This window comes from Salinisphaera sp. PC39, assembly GCF_040361335.1.
Classification (GTDB): Bacteria; Pseudomonadota; Gammaproteobacteria; order Nevskiales; family Salinisphaeraceae; genus APNM01.
The window spans coordinates 19,252-38,189 of sequence record NZ_APNM01000014.1; the positions used below are offsets into that span (position 1 = coordinate 19,252).

Here is an 18,938-nt window from a genome sequence, read left to right on the forward strand (position 1 = left end):
CGGTGACGGAGCGGCGGCCATGGTCGGCAAGGCGGTATCTGCGCGGACGGTGCCGCGCGGGGGCTCAGCCCTTGGCCTGGTTGGCCACGGCCTCGGCGGCGGCCTTGGCCTTTTCGGGATCGCCCAGGTAGCGGGACTCGATCACGTTCAGGTCGTCGTCCAGCCGGTAGTGCAGCGGGATGCCGGTGGGGATGTTGAGGCCGGTGATCTCGTCGTCGGCGATGCCGTCGAGATACTTCACCAGGGCCCGCAGACTGTTGCCGTGCGCGGCCACCAGCACGGTGCGGCCGTCGCGTAGCTGCGGGGCGATGGCGTCGTGCCAGAACGGCAGCACCCGGTCCAGGGTCAGGGCCAGCGACTCGTTGCCCGGCAGCACGCGCGGGTCCAGGTGCGCGTAGCGGGGATCGTTGGCCGGGTGTCCGGGGTCGTCCACGGCCATCGGCGGCGGCGGGATGTCGTAGCTGCGGCGCCAGATATGGACCTGCTCCTCGCCGTGCTCGGCGGCGGTCTCGGCCTTGTTGAGGCCCTGCAGGGCGCCGTAGTGGCGCTCGTTGAGCCGCCAGGAGCGCTGCACCGGCAGCCACATGCGGTCCATCTCCTCCAGCGACAACCAGAGGGTGCGGATGGCGCGCTTGAGCACGGAGGTGAAGGCGATGTCGAAGGCCAGGCCCTCGGCGGCCAGCAGGCGGCCGGCCTCGCGCGCCTCGGCGCGGCCGGTCTCGGTGAGGTCGACGTCCACCCAGCCGGTGAAGCGGTTGTCCAGGTTCCACTGGCTCTGGCCGTGGCGGAGCAGTACCAGGTCGCTTGCCATGACGATATCCCGTGCCGAAACGCGGGCGGATTCTAGCGGAATCGGGGCGGGATGTCCCGGATCAGCCCGAGCAGGCGCCCCCGGGCATGGCCGCGATCTCGTCGCGGGTGCGCCGCACGGCCGGGGCAAGGTCGGGCGGGGCCTCGTCCAGGGCGCGTTCGATCTGGCGCTCGGCGGCGGTCTTGCAGCCGCGTTCGGCCAGCGCCTGGGCGAGATTGTTGCGGGCCACGACCAGGCCGGGGTCGATCTTCAGGGCGCGGCGGAAGGCGGCGACGGCGCCGTCCAGGTCGCCGCGCGCGTGGCGCGTGTTGCCCAGCCCGAGCCAGGGGCCGGGCTCGTCCGGCCAGCGGTCGGCGGCGGCGCGATAACCGCGGGCGGCGGTATCGACCTTCCCGGCCGCCTCCAGTCCGGCGACCGCGCGCAGGTATTCGCGGCGGGCCTCGGCGGCGGGCAGGTCGCCCGGCACCAGGGTGACCATCGCCCAGCGGCCGGCCTTGTCCCAGTCGTCCAGGAAATCCTCGGTGTCCATCAGTAGGCGCTCGGTCGTGCCCGAACGCAGGATCAGCTTGTCCGCGGCCGGCCGGTAGCCGATGACCACGGCGTAGTGCCAGCGCGGATAGAACTCCCAGCCCAGGTTTTGCATCACCAGCACCGGCCGGCCGGCGCGCAGCTCGGCGAGCAGCGCGTCCAGCGATTCCGGCAGGACATAGGGCACGCGCTCGTAGCCGCGGGTGGCCGCGATCATCTCCACTTGCAGCGAGCCCTGGCGCTCCGGCAGATAGACCTTGGGCACCAGGGTTTCCGGCTGCACGGACACACCGGACGCCCCCAGGACCGTCGCCAGCGCAGCGGGACCGCACTGGTAGCGCTCCTGCGGGAAGAAGGGCGTGGCGGCGAGTTCGACCCCGTCCTGCTGCGGGGACAGGATCTGGGGGCCGGCCACGCAACCCGCCAGCAGCAATGCCGGCAGGCAACGCATCAGCCACGCGAGCGCACCGGGGCCCCGCCCTCGCCGGACGGGGCCCCGGGCGTCGCGGTATCGCGGTGGCCGGCTAGAGCCGGTTGAACAGATCGATGGCACCGACGACTTCCAGGACCAGGAGAACCAGGAAGACCACACCGATCACCGCGAGGGCATCACCGCCGGCGGGCAGGTTCTTCAGCTCCTGCTCCAGGGTGTTCAACTCGGCGTCGGTGAGGCCGGCCACGCGCTGCTTGGCGGCCGCCGGGTCGACACCGAGCTCGACCATCTGCGCCTCGACGCGGTCCTGGGACAGCAGACGCTGCACCTCGGCCACGCGTTCGGCGCGGGCCTCGGCGTCGAGCGCGGCGCCGGTGCCGATCATGCCGGCCTGGGCGGCGGGCATGGCCATGAAGGAAAACAGGTAGGCAAACACCGCCATCAGGGCGAGCGGCGAACGCAAACGGGAGGTCTTGTCGCTATGCATCGTTTCGTCTCCTGCGAATTGAAGCCAAAGCACGGCCTGAATAGGTTCCGGCGGCCGCGATGGCGGCCCTGTCCCGGTACGCCTCCCTCGTTTCTCGGCGTCTGTCCTACACCAGTCTACCGCAATTCCGACGCGTCATCCCCGGCGGCGGCCTCCACCGGCACCGGCCAGCGGATGGTGACGGCGCGCAGGCCCCATTCCCGCGCGGCCTCCGCGTCCTCCATGTAGATGTCGATCTTGCGCCGCCAGCGCCGGTGCATCTTGTCCCGGACCACGTAGGTGCCGGACAGGCCCTCGATCTTGACCTCGGTGCCGTGATCCAGTCCCAGCTCGATGAGGTCGCGCGAGACCGCGATCGCCTTCATCCCCGGTTCCAGGGTGTCGCCCCAGGCGGTCAGCCGCGGATGATCGGGATGGGTCTGCGCCGGCGAGGGGCTATAGGCGCTGGCGGTAACCTCCAACGAACGCCATTCCACCTCCTCAGCGCAGGCCGGCAGCGCGAGGACGATCGCCAGGAGCCAAACGGCGCGGCGCATTCAGTGCCCCCCGCCCTTGAGGAAACGGGCGACATCGGTCGCGGTGGACGGCGCCAGCCAGCGCAGCGGCGCCGCCAGAACCGCCAGGATGCGGATGTGGCCGATGCCCTCGTAGAGCCGTAGCCGGGCCCGGCCGCCGGCCGCCTCGACGCGCGCCGCGAGGATTTCGCTGTCCTCGGCGTGGACGGTGGCGTCGGCGGCGCCGTGCAGCAGGAGCATGGGCGGCTCACCGCCGTCGACGAAATTAACGGGCTGCGACCGCGGCCAGGCCGTCTCCGGACCGAAGATGGTCTTGAGATCGGCGTCGGTCAGCGGCAGGAAATCGTAGGGCCCGGCCAGGCCGATCATGCCGGCCAGCCAGTCGCGGTCGCCGCCCTCGGCGGCCAGGTAGCGGGCGTCGGTGGCGAGCATGGCGGCGATGTGGGCGCCGGCGGAGTGCCCCATCACGAACAGCCGCGACGGATCGGCGCCGTAGTCGGCGGCGTGGTGCCGCGCCCAGGCGACCGCGGCCGCGCCGTCGTGCACGAACGCGGGGAATCCTACCGCCGGGTGCAGGCGGTAGTCCGGGATCACGGCCACCGCGCCCTGCGCGGCCAGGTACTGGCCAACGAAACGGTAGCCGGCGCGCTCGCCCTGGCTCCAGCGGCCGCCGTAGAAGAACACCACCACCGGCGCCTCGCCGGCGGCGGCGCGTGGGGCATACACGTCGAGCCGCTGGCGCGCCGCGTCGCCGTAGGCCAGGCCCGTGTGCAGGCGATAGCCGGCGGACGGCGTCAGGGCGTTGACCAGGCCCTGGCCGCTGCACCCGGCCAGGGCGCTCAGCAGGCCGGCCATGACGAATATCCGGGGCCATGCCATCGGGGATGTTCCGGTTGGGGGCGTGTCTGCCTCATTACGCGGGCGGCGGGGCGACGGATTTGCCGCCTCACGTCATGGTCACGAACTCTTCCGCGCTGGTCGGATGGATCGCCACGGTATCGTCGAAGTCGCGCTTGGTCGCGCCCATGCGCACCGCCACCGCGAAGCCCTGCAACATCTCGTCGGCGCCGTCGCCGATCACATGGGCACCGACGATGCGCTCCTCGTCGCCCGTGCAGACCAGCTTCATGCGGCTGGCGACCTTGTGTTCCAGCACGCCGTAGTAGAGGGAGTTGAAGCGGGTCTCGTAGACCGTCACCGCGCCGTCGCCGAAACGCTCGCGGGCCTCGGCCTCGGACAGGCCCACGCTGCCGATGGGCGGATGGCTGAACACCACCGTGGGGATGTTGGCGTAGTCCAGGTGGCGGTCCGCCTGGCCGCCGAAGAGCCGGTCCGCCAGGCGGCGGCCGGCGGCGATCGCCACCGGGGTCAGTTCCGCGCGGCCGGTGACGTCGCCCACAGCGTAGACGCCCTCGACGCTGGTGTTCTGGTAATCGTCCACGGGCACGTAACCGCCGGCGTCCGGCTCGACGCCGACCCGGTCCAGGCCGATGCCGTGGGTGTTCGGGGTGCGGCCGATGGCCCAGATCAGGGTGTCGAAGGTCTCGGGGGCGCGGTCGGTGGCGTAGTGCACGCGGACCCCGGCGCCATCCTCGGACAACTCGGCCACGGGGGTCTCCATGACCACCTCGATGCCGGCGTCGCGCATGTGCCCGATCAGGGTCTCGCCGAGCATGGCGTCGAAGTACTTGAGCACGTGGTCCTTGCGCAGCAGCAGCGTGGTCTGCGCGCCCAGGGCCTGGAGCACGCCCGCCAGTTCCACGGCGATGTAGCCGGAGCCGACCACCGCCACGCGCTCGGGGCGGGCATCCAGGGCGAAGAAGCCGTCGGAATCGGTGCCCAGCGAGGCGCCGGTGATCTCCGGCCAGGTCGGGAAGCCGCCGGTGGCGATCAGGATGTGCGGCGCGCTCAATCGCTCGCCGTCCACCTCCAGGGTGTGGGTGTCGACGAACCTGCCGCGACCGCGGAAGACGGTGACGCCGTCCTTGTCCAGGTTGCGCCCGTAGATGCCGTTGAGCCGGCGGATATAGTCCTCGCGGTGGACCACCAGCCGGTTCCAGTTGAGCGTCGGCGACGACGACTCGAAGCCGTAGCCCGGCGCGTCCGCGAACTTGTGCGCCAGATCGGCGGCGTGCCACATCACCTTTTTCGGGACGCAACCGACGTTGACGCAGGTGCCGCCCAGCCGGCCGGCCTCGATCAGCGCGACCCGCGCGCCGTGCTTCGCGGCCCGGCGCGCGGTGGCGATGCCGCCGCTGCCGCCGCCCAGGACGATGAAATCGAATTCGTGCTTGCTCATGTCTGCATTGTACCGGTGCCGGCAAAAAACCTAACCACAGAGACACAGAGAACACAGAGCCGGGAAGAATTTGAAGCCATAACACCTTGTGCCCATCAAGCCGCCTTTCTCTGTGTGCTCTGTGCCTCTGTGGTTGATGATTGCTTTTTGTGTCTCTGTGGTTGGTATTCTTTGAACGAATCATAAATCCGGGAGAACGGCATGAGCGGTCTGGTGGTCGGCTTCGTCGCCCTCGCGCTGGTCGGGGGGCTCCTCGGCTACGGCATCCTGATCTACAACAGCCTGGTGCGGCTCAAGCACGCCGTGTCCAAGGCCTGGAGCAACATCGACGTGCTCCTGAAGCAGCGCCACGACGAACTGCCCAAGCTCGTGGACACCTGCAAGCAGTACATGGACTACGAGAAGGAGACCCTGGAGGCGGTCATGCGGGCCCGCGCCGACGCCGAACGCGCGCGCACCGACGGCGACGTCAAGGGCGTGGGCCGCGCCGAGGGCGAGATGCGCTTCGGCCTGGGCAAGCTGTTCGCGGTGGCCGAGGCCTACCCGGACCTCAAGGCCAACGAATCCTTCCGCCAGCTCCAGCAGCGCATCTCCGGGCTGGAGGACGCCATCGCCGACCGCCGCGAGTACTACAACGAGGCGGTCAACCTGAACAACGTCCGCATCGAGCAGTTCCCCGACGTGATCGTGGCCGGCCTGTTCAACTTCGGGCCGGCGGACCTGCTGGAGTTCCCGCGCGAGGAACTGACCGACGTCGACGTCGGCGCCGCCTTCGCGGGCTGACCCCGGCGCCATGACCGGACTCGTCGCGGGCCTCGACGGCGAAGGGCTCGTCTGGCTGATCGCCTTCCTGGCGGCGGCCGGCGGCTTCGGCCTGTTCTGGAGCGTGCGCGGCCTGCGCCACGCGCGCCTGATCGGGGACACGCCCACCGCCCGCGTGCGCTCGGCGCCCCAGGGCTACGTCGAGCTCAAGGGCACCGCCAATGCGATGGCGGGGCCGCCGATCATCTCGCCGTTGACCGCGCGCCGCTGCGTGTACTGGTTCTACAAGATCGAGCGCCGGGTGCAGTCGGGGCGCAGCTCCCACTGGCGCACCGTCGAGAAGGGCCGCAGCGACGATCTGTTCCACCTGGAGGACGACACCGGCGCCTGCGTGGTGGACCCCGAGGGCGCCAAGGTGATCGCCGCCGAGACCCATACCTGGTTCGGCGCCACCGCGCGGCCGGACCGCGGCCCGTCGGCGGGCCACGGCATCGCGTTCGCCTTCGGCCGCCGGTACCGCTACCACGAGGCCCTGATCCGTGTCGGCGATCCGCTCTACGGCCTGGGCGAGTTCACCACCCGCCGCGCCGGCCACGGCAGCGAAGCCGAGGAGGTCAAGGCGCTGCTCGCGGAATGGAAGCGGGACCCCGAACGCATGGCGATGTTCGACGTGGACGGCGACGGCGAGGTGAGCCTCCAGGAATGGGAGGCCGCGCGCCGCGCCGCGAAGTCCCAGGTGCGGCGCGACCGCGACGGCGCCGAGACCGCCCCCGCCGCGCACGTCCTGCACCGCGGCGGCAGCGGCCGCCCCTACCTGCTGGCGGCGCTCACCGAGAAACAGCTCCTGCGCCGCAAGCTGCGCAAGGGCTTCGGCGGCTTCGCGCTGTTCGTGGTCTGCGGGGCGGTGCTGCTATGGGTGTTGCAGGTCAGGGGGATTCTCTGAGCCTGATTTCTGGAGCTAACCACAGAGGCACAGCGGGTGCAGAGGCAACAAAGACAAGACTCGCCAACCACAGAGACACAGAGGACACAGAGGGGATAAAAGCAAGGGGCAAGCCGGGATAAGCGAAGCGTTCCCGGCATGTCGCGGATCCCCCCCACCCTCCGGCGGTTAGTCTTCTTGACCCTCTGCCTCTGTGCACTCTGTGCCTCTGTGGTTAGTCTTCTTGCCGCCGCAAACGAGCCTGTCGGTCCTTGCGTTTTCCCCCATGCCACGACGATGTCGCTCGCGGGCGCATGTTAGATTCACGGGCTACCCGAACGACATGCCCGACCCATGCCCGAGACCGTCGACAACCCCCTTCTCAGACTCGCCGACGAGGGCGGCCTGCCGCCCTTCTCCGCCATCCGGCCGGAGCACGCCGAGCCGGCCGTGGACACCCTGCTCGAACGCGCCCGCGACGCGGTGGCGACGGCGAGCGCGGCCGCCGAGCCGACCTGGGCGGCCGTCGCCGAGCCGGTGGAGGCCGCCGAGGACGCGCTGGAGCGGGTCTTCAGCCCCGTATCGCACATGCACGCGGTGATGAACTCCGCCGAGTGGCGCGCCGCCTACGAGGCCTGCCTGCCCAAGCTCACCGCCTACGCCACCGAGATGGGCCAGAACCGCGCCCTGTTCGATGCCTGGCGGGCGCTGGCGGACGGACCCGAGTACGAACGACTGGACGCCGCGCGCCGCAAGGTGGTGGACAACGCCCTGCGCGACTTCCGCCTGGCCGGCGTCGACCTGCCGGAGGCGGAGAAACGCCGCTACGCCGAGATCATGCAGCGGCTGTCCGAACTGTCCACCCGCTTCCAGCAGAACCTGCTGGACGCCACCCAGGCTTGGCGCAAGCACATCACCGACGAGGCGCAACTCGCCGGCCTGCCCGACAGCCAGAAGGACCTCCTGGCCCAGAACGCGCGCAACAAGGACCTGGACGGCTGGCTGGTCACCCTGGACGCGCCCAGCTTCCTGGCGATCCACACCTATGCCGAGGACCGCGAGTTGCGGCGCGAGGTCTACCAGGCCTTCGTCACCCGCGCTTCCGACGAGGGGCCGCACGCCGGCGAGTACGACAATAGCGAGTTGATGGACGAGATCGTGGCCCTGCGCCACGAGGCCGCCAACCTGCTCGGCTACCGCGACTACGCCGAGCGCGCCCTGGCCACCCGCATGGCCCGCAGTCCGGACGAGGTGATCGATTTCCTGCGCGACCTGGCGGGGCGTACCCGGCCGCGCGCCGAGGCCGAGCGCGACGAGCTGGCCGCCTTCGCCCGCGGGCGCGACGGCATCGACGAGCTCCAGGCCTGGGACCTGGGCTATTACATGGACCAACTCAAGCGCGAGCGCTTCCGGCTGTCGGCCGAGGACCTGCGCCCCTACTTCCGCGCCGACCGCGTGATCGACGGCCTGTTCGCCATCGTCCAGCGCCTGTACGGCGTGCGCATCCGACAGGTGGCGGACGTCGACGTCTGGCACGACGATGTCACCTATTACGCCATCGAGGACGCCGGCGGCGACCCCGTGGGCGGCTTCTACCTCGATCCCTACGCCCGCGAGGACAAGCGCGGCGGCGCCTGGATGGCGGATTGCGTGGGCCGGCGGCGCACCCCGGCGGGCGTCCAGCGGCCGGTGGCCTTCGTCACCTGCAACTTCGCGCCGCCGGTGGCCGGCAAGCCCGCCCTGCTCACCCACGACGAGGTGACCACCCTGTTCCACGAGTTCGGCCACGCCCTGCACCACCTGCTCACCCGCGTGGACACCGCGCCGGTGGCCGGCATCAGCGGCGTGTCCTGGGACGCGGTGGAACTGCCCAGCCAGTTCATGGAGAACTGGTGCTGGCAGCGCGAGGCCCTGGACCTGTTCGCCCGCCACCACGAGACCGGCGAGCCCATGCCGGAGGACCTGTTCCGGCGCATGACCGACGCCCGCAACTTCATGTCCGGGCTGATGATGCTGCGCCAGATCGAGTTCTCGCTGTTCGACTTCCTGCTGCACCGGGACTACGACCCGGCGAAGGGCGCCCGCGTGCAGGCGACGCTGGAGGCGGTCCGCGCCGAGGTGGCGGTGATGACACCGCCCGAGTGGAACCGCTTCGCCCACGGCTTCGCGCACATCTTCGCCGGCGGCTACGCCGCGGGCTACTACAGCTACAAGTGGGCCGAGGTCCTGTCCGCGGACGCCTTCGACGCCTTCGAGGAGGCCGGCATCTTCGACGCCGAGACCGGCGCCCGCTTCCGCGAGGAGATCCTGGAGACCGGCGGCTCGCGCGAGGCCCTGGAGAACTTCGTCGCCTTCCGCGGCCGCGAGCCGGACCTAGGGCCGCTGCTGCGGCAGAGCGGGTTGCTGGACGGGGGGCGGGCGGCTTGAATCTTCCCTTCCCCCTCACCCCAACCCCTCTCCCCCAAGGGGGAGAGGGGCTTGAATAGAGAAACCCTGAAAGCTGTAGTTCAATTCCCGGCTCCCTTCAGGGGGAGAGACTCCGCACTCTAATATCATTCCCTCTCCCCCTTCAGGGGGAGAGGGCCAGGGTGAGGGGGGCCAGCTAGGTCGACGACCCGTCCCCCGCCACCAGATGCTCACGAATACACGCCAATACTGCCTCCGTTTCCCGAAGTACCTCGTCATTCCAGAACCGAATCACGCGAAATCCATGTGATTCAAGAGCCGCGGTACGCGCCGCATCGTAGGCACGCGTTTGCTCGGCATGTTGGCCACCATCCAACTCCACAATAAGCTCGGCCTCCAAGCACACGAAGTCGACGATATAGCGACCTAGGGGATGCTGACGCCGAAACTTGTAGCCCTCCAGGCGCCTGGCACGCCGGTGACACCACAGCCGGTTCTCGGCATCCGTTTGTTCGCGTCGTAGCCGACGGGCGAACCGATTCATCGATTCCCCTCACCCCTGGCCCCTCTCCCCGCGGGGGGAGAGGGGAAAAGTCAGGGCCGGCGTGAATGGCCCCAAGGCGTCCAGGTGCGCCCGCACCGTCTCCGCCGCCACCGGCTCGCGGCACATGCCCCGCGCCGGCCCCAGGCGCGCGGCATGGAACAGCGCCGCGGTCAGCGCCAGGCCGGCGGCGACGATGGCCAGCGACGGCCAGGGGCCGGGGTCGGTCTCCAGCCCGCCGCGCGCGGTCGCCGGAACCAGGGCGAACAGGATGCCGGCCGCGGCCAGCCAGCCCAGCACCCGGGCCCGGATCCCCGTCAGCACCCGTCTCCCGTCGCCGGCGGCGAGGCGGCGCAGCTCGGCGCGGGAAAAATGATCCAGCCGCCAGGCCGTGGCCTCGTCCACGGGACGCGCGGCCGGCGGCGGCAATGTCGCGCCGGTGATCGGGTCGGCAACGGCCTCGCCGCGCGCGTGCCGGGCGACGGCCGCGCGCACGGCGGCGTGCCGCGACTCCGAGAGGGGATACCACCACATGATCGATAGTCCGAGGGCATTCAGCGCCGCCGGCACCAGGGCATACAGGCACTTGATCGCGAGCACCACCTGCGGCGACTGGCTGTCGGCGCCGGGCACATAGCCCATGCCCCCGAGAATCGCCAGCGGCAGCGAGGCCCCCGGGATCAGCGCGAACTTGGGGATGATCGCCCAGAGGGCGGAGAACTGGGCCTCGCGGCGCTTGCCGGTTAGCAGCTCGTCGTAGTCCACCACGTCGGCGTGCATGGCGCCGCCCACGAACAGCCAGACCGCCGATTGCAGCCCCACGTAGACGTGCAGGAACAGCACCGTGCGCTCGTCGCCCGGCCCCATGAAGAACAGGGAGGCGCCGCCGGTGACCGCGACGAAGGCCGCCGCCAGCCACACGGTCAGCTTGCCGCGCGCCTCGGCCACCATCAGCCACACCGGCAGGGCCACCAGCCCGGACACGAGATAGGCGACCAGGAAATAGCCCACCCAGGCCTGGTCCACGCCGAGCACGTAATCGGCGTAGAACGGCATCAGGGTCGCCGGCATCGCGAACGGGATCGCGGTGATCACGTGCGATGCGAACATCACCCGGAAGGGCCGGTTGCGCAGGGCCCGGCGCACGCCCGGCACCAGCGGCACGCGCCCGCGGCCGGCGAACTCGCGCCGCTCGCGGATGCGCCACAGGAACAGGGCGTTGGCCGCCAGGTAGGCGCCGACGTAGAGCGTCGCCTGCCAGGACATGCGCGCCCGTTCGTCCTCGATCCCGGCGCCGGCCAGGACGTTCGGCAGGACCGCGCCGATCACCGTGCCCAGGGCGGCGAAGCCGGCGATGGCGGCGAACAGTTGCTGGCGTTCGCCCTGGTCCAGGGTCAGTTCCACGGCCAGGGCCTGGCGCGGCACGTTGGACAGGGTCACGAACAGGAAGCTCAGCAGCAGCGCGCCGACGGCCCAGCCCGCCAGCCCCGCCTCCGGCAACACCCGGGGCGGGTTCAGCAGCAGCCAGAACATCACGGCGTTGCCGAGCACGCCGGCGGCGATCCAGGGCAGACGCCGGCCGAAGCGGCTGCGGGTGCGGTCCGAGAGCCAGCCCATCACCGGATCGGTGATGGCGTCGAAGGCGCGGCCGGCCGCGATCGCCACCGCCATGATCCCGGCCGGCAGCGCCACCACGTCGACATAGAACTTGGTCAGGTAGACCGCCAGCAGCAGCGCCATGGCCGCGCCCACCGCCGCCGGCAGGGCGAAGACCACCCGCGTGCCCGTGCCCAGCCGCTCCGATGGCGTCATCCGTGGTTCCCTCCCCCGTCGCCGCCCCGCCGGGCGGGGTTACACTGTCGGGCCCGTCGACCGGAGCCCGGAAAACCCGAACATGCGTATCGCCACCTGGAACGTCAACTCGCTCAACGTCCGCCTGCCGCACGTGCTGGCCTGGCTCGAGAAGGAGCCGGTGGACGTGCTGGCCCTGCAGGAAACCAAGCTCACCGACGACAAGTTCCCGGCGGACGCCCTGGCCGAGGCCGGCTACCGGGCGGTCTGGAACGGCCAGCCCACCTACAACGGGGTGGCGATCCTGGCGCGCGAGGCGCCCGAGGACGAGGTCCCGGACCTGCCCGGCTACGAGGACGACCAGAAGCGCGTGCTCGCGGCCACGATCGGCGGGGTGCGGGTGATCGACGTCTACTGCCCCAACGGCGGCGACCTGGACTCTCCCAAATACGGCTACAAGCTGGACTGGTTCGCGGCCCTGCGCGATTACGTCGCCGATGAGCTTACCCGCCACGAACGGCTGGTGGTGCTGGGCGACTTCAACGTCGCGCCCCGGCCCGAGGATACCCACGACCCGGAGAAGTGGGAAGGCCGCATCCTCTGTTCGCCGCCGGAACGCGAAGCCCTCCAGACCGTGATCGACGCCGGCCTGGTCGACACCTGGCGGCTGTTCCCGGACCGCGAGGGCCGGCGCCGCTTTACCTGGTGGGATTACCGCAACGGCGGCTGGGCCCGCAACGCCGGCCTGCGCATCGACCACATCCTGGCCTCCCCCGCCCTGGCGGAGACCTGCGGCGACTGCGCCGCCCACGTCGGCGAGCGCGGCCGCAAGCGGCCGTCGGACCATGTGCCGGTGGTGGCGGAGTTCGGCTGAAGACCCCCCTCACCCCTGGCCCCTCTCCCGCCAGCGGGAGAGGGGAAATACGATTATTCCGTGCTCTCTCCCGCCCGCGGGAGAGGGAAAATACGATTCTTCCGCGCTCTATCCCGCCCGCGGGAGAGGGAAATACGGTTCTTCCGCGCACCCTCCCGCAAGAGGGAGAGGGGAATACGTTGCCCCTTTCGCTCCCGCCAGCGGAGAGGGGACACGGCGCCTCCGTTTTCCTCCCTCTCCCCCTCGAGGGGGAGAGGGTCGGGGTGAGGGGGTGCGCCGCCTAAATCGACAACACGATCAACGCCTGCGCCGGGAAATAGCTGCCCAGGATCAACGCCTGGGCCGCGCGGAACGGGCGCAGGAACTTGTTCCAGCCGATGACCGCGTCCGAGAACGCGAACAGTACGGCGCCCACGGCCGCCCACCAGGCGGGGCCACCGAGGGCGTCGGCACGCCCTATCGCGGCGCCGGCCATCAGCAGCAGCAGGGCCCCATAGAGCGCCACCGGTACGCGCAAGCCGCGCGCGCCGGGCAACAGCACCGCCGAGAAGGCGGCCCAGACCGCGAGCAGTACCAGCCAGGCCGTGGCCGGCACGCCGGTCCAGGCCCAGCCGCCGGCGAAGGCCCCGATATAGAGCAAGTGCGCGACGGCGAAGCTGACCAGGCCCTCCCGGAACCGGTCTCGGGGCAGCATCAGGAAGACGTCGCCGGCCAGCGAGAACACCAGGCCGGCCACGATCAGCCAGCGGTAGGCGCCGCCGCCGTCGGCGATCAGCGCGCCCAGCAGGATCAGCGCCGTGGTCAGCGGCTTGCAGATATAGACCTGGCGGCGACGGCCGCGGTATTCGCCGTCGATGGTCGCCAGGGCGGACAGGGCGATCGCGGGCAGCCAGAGCAGCAGTTGGATCGTGGTCATCGCGGTACCGGCATGGAACGTTGCGTCGGAGGCTACCAAACCTCGACGGCACCGGCTTGACCCCGTAGTGTGATACGGGATTATGGTGATGGATCGACAAGGAGGCAGCCGGCGATGAGCTATACCATCGGACAACTGGCCCGCGCCGCGGACAGCGACGTCGAGACCATCCGCTATTACGAGCGGCGCGGCCTGATGCCGGCGCCGCCGCGCGGCGCCAACGGCTACCGGCATTATCCGGCGGACGCCGCCGACCGCCTGCGCTTCATCCGCCGGGCCAAACGGCTCGGCTTCACGCTGGCGGAGACCCGGGACCTGCTGGCCCTGCACGACGGCGCCGGCGCGCGCGCCGAGGTCAAGGCGCTGGCCCGCAGCAAGCTGGCCGACCTGGACGAGCGCCTGGCCGACCTGGCCCGCATGCGCGAGGCGCTGGCGGACCTGGAGGCCCGCTGCTCGGGCCGGGGTCCGGTGCACGGCTGCCCCATCATCCAGGCACTGAGCGACCAGGAGGCGACATGACCCAGCACGCTCACGCGACACACGACAGCCATCATGCCTGCCACGACGACGGCCACGAGCATGCCGGCGGCATGTTCCGGACCACGTCGCAGGTCACCCTGCACTGTCTGGTGGGCTGCAGCATCGGCGAGTTCCTGGGCCTGTTCCTGGGCACCCTGATCGGCCTGGGCGTCTTCGGCACGGTGGCTCTGGCGGTGGTCTTCGCCTTCGTCGTGGGTATCAGCCTGGCGGTGCTCCCGGTGATGCGGAACCACGGCATGACCCTCAAACAGGCCCTGGCGACGGTCTGGCTGGGCGAAGTGATGTCGATCACCGCCATGGAGATCGCCATGAACGGCATCGACCTCGCCATCGGCGGCGTCCAGGCCGGCTCCCTGGCCAACCCGCTGTTCTGGATCGGTTTCGCGGCGGCCGTGCCCGCCGGCTACGTCGCCGCCTGGCCGGTGAACTACCTGCTGCTCAAGCGCAACCTCAAGAAATGCCACTGAGGCCCGTCCCGTGTCTCGGCAGGGCGCGTCAAGATCGGTATGCTTTCCGGTTTCCGACATCCGGTGAGTGAACGTCATGGCGCAAGACCCGAAGCCCTCGCATTCCACGCTGTACAACGCCCTGTTCGTGCCGGGGCTGATCCTCGGCGGCCTGATCCTGATCGCCCTGGTGGTACTGGCCTTCGGCGACAAGCTGGCGGATAACGGCGGCGGTTCCGCCGACGGCGAGCGCCGGGTGAGCGAACAGCTCATGGCCCGCTTCGAATCCGAGTACGACGCCAAGGGCATGGCCGTGGGCGAGGCCGACGCCCCGGTGGTGATGCGCGAGTTCGCCGACTACCAGTGCCCGGCCTGCGGCGCCTTCGCCGATACCGCCAAGCGGATTCGCGAAGAATACGTCGCCGACGGCCGGGTGCGCTTCGTGTTCTTCGACTTCCCCCTGCCCATGCACCAGCATGCGCACGAGGCCGCGCAGGCGGCGCGCTGCGCGGCCCGCGCCGATCGCTTCTGGCCCTATCACGACCGGCTGTTCGAGACGCAGCGGGAGTGGGCGCGGGAATCCGACGCCACCGGCTTCTTTTATGACCTGGCGGTGCAGACCGAGGTACCGCTGGAGCCCTTCAAGCGCTGCCTGAGCCAGGACGCTACCAGCGCGGTGGTGGACGAGAACGCGCAGATCGCGCGCGATGTCGGCGCCGTGGCCACGCCCACGATCCTGATCGGCGACCGCGTGTTCTCCGGGGCCACCGGCTACGACACCCTCAAGCGCGAGATCGAGAACCGGTTGGCGGCGGCCACGGCGGGCCAGGACGCGGCTCAGTAGAGCAGGAGGGTCAGCAGTCCCCGCAGACCGTAGGCCGCCCCGGCCACCACGACCAGGCCGGCCAGCCAAAGGCCGACGAACCAGAGCCATTGGCGGGTGCGGCGTTTCACGGGCCTTGAGCGCGTCCGGGATGACGGCCGATGCCGGCTAGTGGTAGCCGGCATCGGCGGTCACCTTGCCGCGGAAGACCCAGTAGGAATAGCCGGTGTAGAACAGGATGAAGGGCACCAGGACCGCCACGCCCACCATCAGGAAGGCCTGGCTCTCGGGCGGCGAGGCGGCGTTCCAGATGGTCAGGTGCGGCGGCATGATATGCGGCCACATGGAGATCGCCAGGCCCGCGTAGCCGAGGCCGAACATCGCCAGCGAATAGACGAAGGGCGCGCGCTCGAAGCGACGGCTGACGGCGCGGTACAGGCCCAGCGAGACGGCCGCCACCAGCACCGGCACCGGTGCCAGGTAGGCGATGTTGGGCCAGGAGAACCAGCGCTCGGCGTAGGCCAACTCCAGGAACGGCACCCACAGGCTGACCAGGGCCATGAAGCCGATCACCGCGAACAGCAGCCGCCGGCACCAGCCGAAGGCGGCGGTCTGCAGCGGCCCCTCGGCCTTCATCACCAGCCAGCTCGCGCCCAGCAGGGCGTAGCCGGCCACCAGGGCGATCCCGGTCATCACCGAGAACGGGCTCAGCCAGTCGAAGCTGCCGCCGACGTACTGGCCGCCGCGGACCTCGATGCCCTGCACGATCGCGCCCAGGGTCAGGCCCTGGCAGAACGTGGCGACGATGGAGCCGTAGTTGAAGGCCGCGTTCCAGCCGGCCTTGCGTCGGGCCTTGAAGCGGAATTCGAAGGCCACGCCGCGGAAGATCAGCGCGATCAGCATCAGCGACAGCGGCAGGTACAGCGCCGGCAGCATCGCCGAGTAGACCGGCGGGAAGGCCGCCAGAAGGCCGGCGCCGCCCAGTACCAGCCAGGTCTCGTTGCCGTCCCAGACCGGGGCCACGGAGTTCATCATCACGTCGCGCTCGCCCTCGTCGCGGGCGAGGCGCGAGAGGATGCCGATACCCAGGACGAAACCGTCCAGGAACACGTACATGAACACGCCGAAGCCGATCACGGCGAACCAGAGCAGCGGCATCAGTTCGAGCATGGCGTCAGCCCTCCTCGTCCGCCGGGACGTCCGGGTAGGACAGCGGCCGCGCCGCGGTCCGGTAAGGCGTGGCGGCGGACGGCGGTCCCTCGGGGCCGGAGCGGATCAGCCGCAGGATGTAGTACAGGCCGGCGCCGAAGACGATGCCGTAGACCACGACGAACACGGCGAGCGTGGCGAGCACGCTGGCGCCGGCGACCGGCGAGCCGGCCTCGGACGTGCGCATCAGGCCGTACACCACCCAGGGCTGGCGGCCGATCTCGGTGGTGAACCAACCGGCGAGTACCGCGACGAAACCCGAGGGCGCCATCGCGATGCAGAAATTCTGGAAGGGACGCGACCGGAACAGCCGCCGCCGGGCGGCCAACCATAGCCCGCAGACCGCGAGCAGCAGCATCAGCAGCCCGAGCCCGACCATGACCCGGAAGGTGAAGAACACCGTGCGTACCGGCGGCCGGTCCGCCGGCGCGAACTCCTCCAGGCCGGTGACCTCGCCGTCCGGGTCGTGCGCCAGGATCAGGCTGCCGAGCTTGGGCACGGACAACGCGAAACGGTTGCTCTCGGTGGCCGGGTCGGGCCAGGCGAACAGGTGCAGGGGCGCGCCGCGCTCGGTGTGCCAGTGCGCCTCCATGGCCGCGACCTTGGCGGGCTGGTGTTCCTGGGTGTTCAGGCCGTGCAGGTCGCCGGCGAATATCTGCAGGGGCGCCACGATGGCCACGAAGCCGACCCCCATGCCCATCATCACCCGCGCCGCCTCGTTGGCGATCCCGCGCTTGAGGTACCAGGCGGCCACCGCCAGGATCACGAACGCCGTCGTCAGGTAGGCCGCCAGCACCATGTGCACCAGCCGGTAGGGGAACGACGGATTGAAGATGATCGCCCACCAGTCGACCGGGAAGAAGATGCCGTCGCGGATCTCGTAGCCCGCCGGGGTGTGCATCCAGGAATTCGCCGACAGGATCCAGAACGACGACAGCAGCATGCCGAGCGCCACCATGCAGGTGGCGAAGAAGTGCAGGCCGTTGCCGACCCGCTCCCAGCCGAACAGCATGATCCCGAGGAAGGTCGCCTCCAGGAAGAAGGCGGTGAGCACCTCGTAGGAGAGCAGCGGCCCCAGGATGTTGCCGGTGGCCTCGGAGAATTCGCTCCAGTTGGTGCCGAACTGGAAGCTCATGACGATGCCCGAGACCACGCCCATGCCGAACGACACGGCGAAGATCTTCACCCAGAAGCGGAACAGCCGCCGATAGACGTCGCGGCCGGTGCGCAGCCACAGGAATTCGAGCATGCCCAGCCAACTCGCCAGGCCGATGGTGAACGCCGGGAACAGGATGTGGAACGAGACCACGAAGGCGAACTGCAATCGCGATAGCAGTAGCGGGTCCAGTTCCATATCCGACGCTCCTTGCTGCAGTGCGTCATATCATACCCGACACGGCTCCACCGGTTAAGTGAAGGCGCCGGTCGACGGGTGCGGCAAAGTGTCGCGGGCGTGCGCCCGCCCGGCTCAGCCGCCGGGCACGTCGTTGCCGGCGGCGCGCCAGGCGTCCATGTGCCAGGCGGCGTCGAAGCGTCCGGCCATCTCACCGGTCTCCGCCACGCCCTCCACGGGGCCGTGGAACACGGCGAGCATCTCGGCGCCCTCGGGGCTGACCGGCTCGTGGATGGCGCCCACGTTCTCGAACAGGTAGGAGCCTTCCTCGAACCGGATCGCCGGATCGTCCGCGTAGTGGAAACCGCCCTTGGTCACATAGGCCTCGACCGGCTCCAGGTGGCGGTGGATCGGAGCACTGACCCCCGGATCGACCTTGATCAGGATGGTGAAGCGCCCGCTCTCGCGGTCGGCGTGCAGGAGCTTGAAATAGGCCCCCTCGAAGGCCCAGGGGATCCAGTCCACGCGGGGACCGTGGACCACGTCGAGGGTGTCGCGGCTATTGGGCTCGATCGCTGCGGCCATGATGGATTCTCCTCGTTTCGCACCGATGGGTTTTATCGCTGTTGTCCTCCCGCACGGGCGTGCGCCCCGGCGGGGTAACCGAAACTACGCCCCCGGCGGCGGGGCCGCAAGCCGGGCGAGGTCTCAGCAGAGGCGGGTGCGCTTGGGGGCGAGGCGCTCCAGGAAGGCCTGCTGGTCGGCGAGGATGCGGCGGTTGGCCAGGATCAGCCACTCCGCCAGGTTGGGCGCGTACGGCAGCGCCAGGAGTTTCATGCCGGCGGCCTCGGGGGTGCGGTCGTCCTTCTGGCGGTTGCAGGTCTCGCAGGCGGCGACCACGTTGGTCCACTCGTGCACGCCGCCCTTCGAGCGGGGCACCACGTGCTCGATCTGCATCTCGCGGTAGGCCAGCCGCCGGCCGCAGTACAGGCACAGGCCGCCGTCGCGGTGATAGAGCTCGCGGCGGGACAGCGGCGGCATCAGGTTGCGGGCGAAGCGGTGCGAGCGGTCGTGCACCGCCACGATGGAATCGATGGCCATGTGGCTGCGGATGCCGGTCTCGCGCGAACGTCCGCCGCGCAGCCGGATCTTCTGACAGCCGGCCTCCCAGGCGATCTTGCCCGTGAAGTACAGCCCCACGGCCTCGCGCCAGTCGATCCATTCCACCGGCAGACCGCCGGCGTCCAGTTTCAGAATCCTCGGAAACACCTCCAAGATCCCTTCCTCGACATGTTCGACCGT

Annotated in this window: 21 protein-coding genes; 7 read left to right on the forward strand and 14 right to left on the reverse strand. The window is 70.0% G+C overall.

Annotation, left to right across the window (positions count from 1 at the left end):
* Positions 1-64: 64 nt before the first annotated feature.
* The 6 genes from gpmA to gorA all read right to left on the reverse strand — a co-directional run bounded on the left by gpmA (position 65) and on the right by gorA (position 5,073).
* Complete coding sequence (gene gpmA, locus PC39_RS13100; protein ID WP_353253847.1) at positions 65-811, reverse strand: 2,3-diphosphoglycerate-dependent phosphoglycerate mutase; 747 nt, start codon at positions 809-811, stop codon at positions 65-67.
* 61 nt (positions 812-872) lie between these two features.
* Positions 873-1,790, reverse strand: a complete 918-nt coding sequence (locus PC39_RS13105) for a PA2778 family cysteine peptidase (RefSeq protein ID WP_353253848.1) — start codon at positions 1,788-1,790, stop codon at positions 873-875.
* Positions 1,791-1,863: 73 nt separating this feature from the next.
* Positions 1,864-2,259 carry a PA2779 family protein gene (locus tag PC39_RS13110; RefSeq protein ID WP_353253849.1) on the reverse strand — a complete coding sequence of 132 codons (396 nt, stop codon included), beginning with the start codon at positions 2,257-2,259 and terminating at the stop codon, positions 1,864-1,866.
* A gap of 116 nt (positions 2,260-2,375) precedes the next feature.
* Positions 2,376-2,795 (reverse strand): 3D domain-containing protein, encoded by a 420-nt coding sequence (locus tag PC39_RS13115; RefSeq protein ID WP_353253850.1) that lies wholly within the window; start codon positions 2,793-2,795, stop codon positions 2,376-2,378.
* Positions 2,796-3,629, reverse strand: a complete 834-nt coding sequence (locus PC39_RS13120; protein ID WP_353253851.1) for an alpha/beta hydrolase — start codon at positions 3,627-3,629, stop codon at positions 2,796-2,798.
* A gap of 91 nt (positions 3,630-3,720) precedes the next feature.
* Entirely contained in the window at positions 3,721-5,073 is a 1,353-nt protein-coding gene (gorA, locus tag PC39_RS13125; RefSeq protein ID WP_353253852.1) for a glutathione-disulfide reductase, read from the reverse strand.
* Positions 5,074-5,274: 201 nt separating this feature from the next.
* On the opposite strand from gorA, the gene PC39_RS13130 reads away from it, so the two are divergent.
* From PC39_RS13130 to PC39_RS13140, 3 genes are all read left to right on the forward strand, one after another.
* Positions 5,275-5,856, forward strand: coding sequence for a LemA family protein (locus PC39_RS13130; RefSeq protein ID WP_353253853.1), 582 nt, complete (start codon positions 5,275-5,277; stop codon positions 5,854-5,856).
* Positions 5,857-5,866: 10 nt separating this feature from the next.
* On the forward strand, positions 5,867-6,778 hold the full coding sequence (locus PC39_RS13135) for a GIDE domain-containing protein (RefSeq protein ID WP_353253854.1): 912 nt from the start codon (positions 5,867-5,869) through the stop codon (positions 6,776-6,778).
* Between the two features lie 333 nt (positions 6,779-7,111).
* On the forward strand, positions 7,112-9,184 hold the full coding sequence (locus tag PC39_RS13140; RefSeq protein ID WP_353253855.1) for a M3 family metallopeptidase: 2,073 nt from the start codon (positions 7,112-7,114) through the stop codon (positions 9,182-9,184).
* Positions 9,185-9,359: 175 nt separating this feature from the next.
* Here the strand turns inward: PC39_RS13140 and PC39_RS13145 are convergent, their stop codons facing one another.
* Positions 9,360-9,707 carry an endonuclease domain-containing protein gene (locus PC39_RS13145; protein WP_353253856.1) on the reverse strand — a complete coding sequence of 116 codons (348 nt, stop codon included), beginning with the start codon at positions 9,705-9,707 and terminating at the stop codon, positions 9,360-9,362.
* Between the two features lie 9 nt (positions 9,708-9,716).
* Positions 9,717-11,516, reverse strand: coding sequence for an MFS transporter (locus tag PC39_RS13150; RefSeq protein ID WP_353253857.1), 1,800 nt, complete (start codon positions 11,514-11,516; stop codon positions 9,717-9,719).
* An 82-nt stretch (positions 11,517-11,598) separates the two neighbouring features.
* On the opposite strand from PC39_RS13150, the gene PC39_RS13155 reads away from it, so the two are divergent.
* Complete coding sequence (locus PC39_RS13155) at positions 11,599-12,369, forward strand: exodeoxyribonuclease III (RefSeq protein WP_353253858.1); 771 nt, start codon at positions 11,599-11,601, stop codon at positions 12,367-12,369.
* 280 nt (positions 12,370-12,649) lie between these two features.
* Here PC39_RS13155 and PC39_RS13160 read toward each other — a convergent pair whose 3' ends face one another.
* Positions 12,650-13,285, reverse strand: coding sequence for a lysoplasmalogenase (locus tag PC39_RS13160; RefSeq protein WP_353253859.1), 636 nt, complete (start codon positions 13,283-13,285; stop codon positions 12,650-12,652).
* A gap of 114 nt (positions 13,286-13,399) precedes the next feature.
* On the opposite strand from PC39_RS13160, the gene PC39_RS13165 reads away from it, so the two are divergent.
* The 3 genes from PC39_RS13165 (at position 13,400) to PC39_RS13175 (ending at position 15,115) form a co-directional block, all read left to right on the forward strand.
* Entirely contained in the window at positions 13,400-13,804 is a 405-nt protein-coding gene (locus tag PC39_RS13165) for a MerR family DNA-binding protein (RefSeq protein WP_353253860.1), read from the forward strand.
* Positions 13,801-14,292 carry a DUF4396 domain-containing protein gene (locus PC39_RS13170; protein WP_353253861.1) on the forward strand — a complete coding sequence of 164 codons (492 nt, stop codon included), beginning with the start codon at positions 13,801-13,803 and terminating at the stop codon, positions 14,290-14,292. The genes PC39_RS13165 and PC39_RS13170 overlap by 4 nt, the downstream gene beginning before the upstream one ends.
* A 76-nt stretch (positions 14,293-14,368) precedes the next feature.
* Positions 14,369-15,115 (forward strand): DsbA family protein, encoded by a 747-nt coding sequence (locus PC39_RS13175; protein WP_353253862.1) that lies wholly within the window; start codon positions 14,369-14,371, stop codon positions 15,113-15,115.
* On the opposite strand, the gene PC39_RS13180 is transcribed toward PC39_RS13175, so the two are convergent.
* From PC39_RS13180 to PC39_RS13200, 5 genes are all read right to left on the reverse strand, one after another.
* A complete protein-coding gene (locus tag PC39_RS13180) occupies positions 15,109-15,225 on the reverse strand; it encodes a DUF2474 domain-containing protein (protein WP_353253863.1) in 117 nt (38 codons plus the stop codon). The two genes, PC39_RS13175 and PC39_RS13180, sit on opposite strands and share 7 nt — an antisense overlap.
* Before the next feature lie 37 nt (positions 15,226-15,262).
* Entirely contained in the window at positions 15,263-16,264 is a 1,002-nt protein-coding gene (cydB, locus tag PC39_RS13185) for a cytochrome d ubiquinol oxidase subunit II (RefSeq protein ID WP_353253864.1), read from the reverse strand.
* A gap of 4 nt (positions 16,265-16,268) precedes the next feature.
* Positions 16,269-17,657 (reverse strand): cytochrome ubiquinol oxidase subunit I, encoded by a 1,389-nt coding sequence (locus PC39_RS13190; protein ID WP_353253865.1) that lies wholly within the window; start codon positions 17,655-17,657, stop codon positions 16,269-16,271.
* A 114-nt stretch (positions 17,658-17,771) separates the two neighbouring features.
* Complete coding sequence (locus PC39_RS13195) at positions 17,772-18,221, reverse strand: 2,4'-dihydroxyacetophenone dioxygenase family protein (RefSeq protein ID WP_353253866.1); 450 nt, start codon at positions 18,219-18,221, stop codon at positions 17,772-17,774.
* Between the two features lie 123 nt (positions 18,222-18,344).
* Entirely contained in the window at positions 18,345-18,905 is a 561-nt protein-coding gene (locus PC39_RS13200) for an HNH endonuclease (protein ID WP_353253867.1), read from the reverse strand.
* Positions 18,906-18,938 lie beyond the last annotated feature (33 nt).

Excerpts from the sequence above, each read along its gene's own strand:
- PC39_RS13110 (WP_353253849.1), bottom strand. The coding sequence starts at position 2,259 with ATGCATAGCGACAAGACCTCCCGTTTGCGTTCGCCGCTCGCCCTGATG.
- PC39_RS13195 (WP_353253866.1), bottom strand. The coding sequence starts at position 18,221 with ATGGCCGCAGCGATCGAGCCCAATAGCCGCGACACCCTCGACGTGGTC.
- gpmA (WP_353253847.1), bottom strand. The coding sequence starts at position 811 with ATGGCAAGCGACCTGGTACTGCTCCGCCACGGCCAGAGCCAGTGGAAC.
- PC39_RS13175 (WP_353253862.1), top strand. The coding sequence starts at position 14,369 with ATGGCGCAAGACCCGAAGCCCTCGCATTCCACGCTGTACAACGCCCTG.
- PC39_RS13170 (WP_353253861.1), top strand. The coding sequence starts at position 13,801 with ATGACCCAGCACGCTCACGCGACACACGACAGCCATCATGCCTGCCAC.
- PC39_RS13140 (WP_353253855.1), top strand. The coding sequence starts at position 7,112 with ATGCCCGAGACCGTCGACAACCCCCTTCTCAGACTCGCCGACGAGGGC.
- PC39_RS13130 (WP_353253853.1), top strand. The coding sequence starts at position 5,275 with ATGAGCGGTCTGGTGGTCGGCTTCGTCGCCCTCGCGCTGGTCGGGGGG.
- PC39_RS13155 (WP_353253858.1), top strand. The coding sequence starts at position 11,599 with ATGCGTATCGCCACCTGGAACGTCAACTCGCTCAACGTCCGCCTGCCG.
- PC39_RS13120 (WP_353253851.1), bottom strand. The coding sequence starts at position 3,629 with ATGGCCGGCCTGCTGAGCGCCCTGGCCGGGTGCAGCGGCCAGGGCCTG.
- PC39_RS13135 (WP_353253854.1), top strand. The coding sequence starts at position 5,867 with ATGACCGGACTCGTCGCGGGCCTCGACGGCGAAGGGCTCGTCTGGCTG.
- cydB (WP_353253864.1), bottom strand. The coding sequence starts at position 16,264 with ATGCTCGAACTGATGCCGCTGCTCTGGTTCGCCGTGATCGGCTTCGGC.
- PC39_RS13190 (WP_353253865.1), bottom strand. The coding sequence starts at position 17,657 with ATGGAACTGGACCCGCTACTGCTATCGCGATTGCAGTTCGCCTTCGTG.
- PC39_RS13115 (WP_353253850.1), bottom strand. The coding sequence starts at position 2,795 with ATGCGCCGCGCCGTTTGGCTCCTGGCGATCGTCCTCGCGCTGCCGGCC.
- PC39_RS13145 (WP_353253856.1), bottom strand. The coding sequence starts at position 9,707 with ATGAATCGGTTCGCCCGTCGGCTACGACGCGAACAAACGGATGCCGAG.
- PC39_RS13160 (WP_353253859.1), bottom strand. The coding sequence starts at position 13,285 with ATGACCACGATCCAACTGCTGCTCTGGCTGCCCGCGATCGCCCTGTCC.
- PC39_RS13165 (WP_353253860.1), top strand. The coding sequence starts at position 13,400 with ATGAGCTATACCATCGGACAACTGGCCCGCGCCGCGGACAGCGACGTC.
- PC39_RS13105 (WP_353253848.1), bottom strand. The coding sequence starts at position 1,790 with ATGCGTTGCCTGCCGGCATTGCTGCTGGCGGGTTGCGTGGCCGGCCCC.
- gorA (WP_353253852.1), bottom strand. The coding sequence starts at position 5,073 with ATGAGCAAGCACGAATTCGATTTCATCGTCCTGGGCGGCGGCAGCGGC.
- PC39_RS13150 (WP_353253857.1), bottom strand. The coding sequence starts at position 11,516 with ATGACGCCATCGGAGCGGCTGGGCACGGGCACGCGGGTGGTCTTCGCC.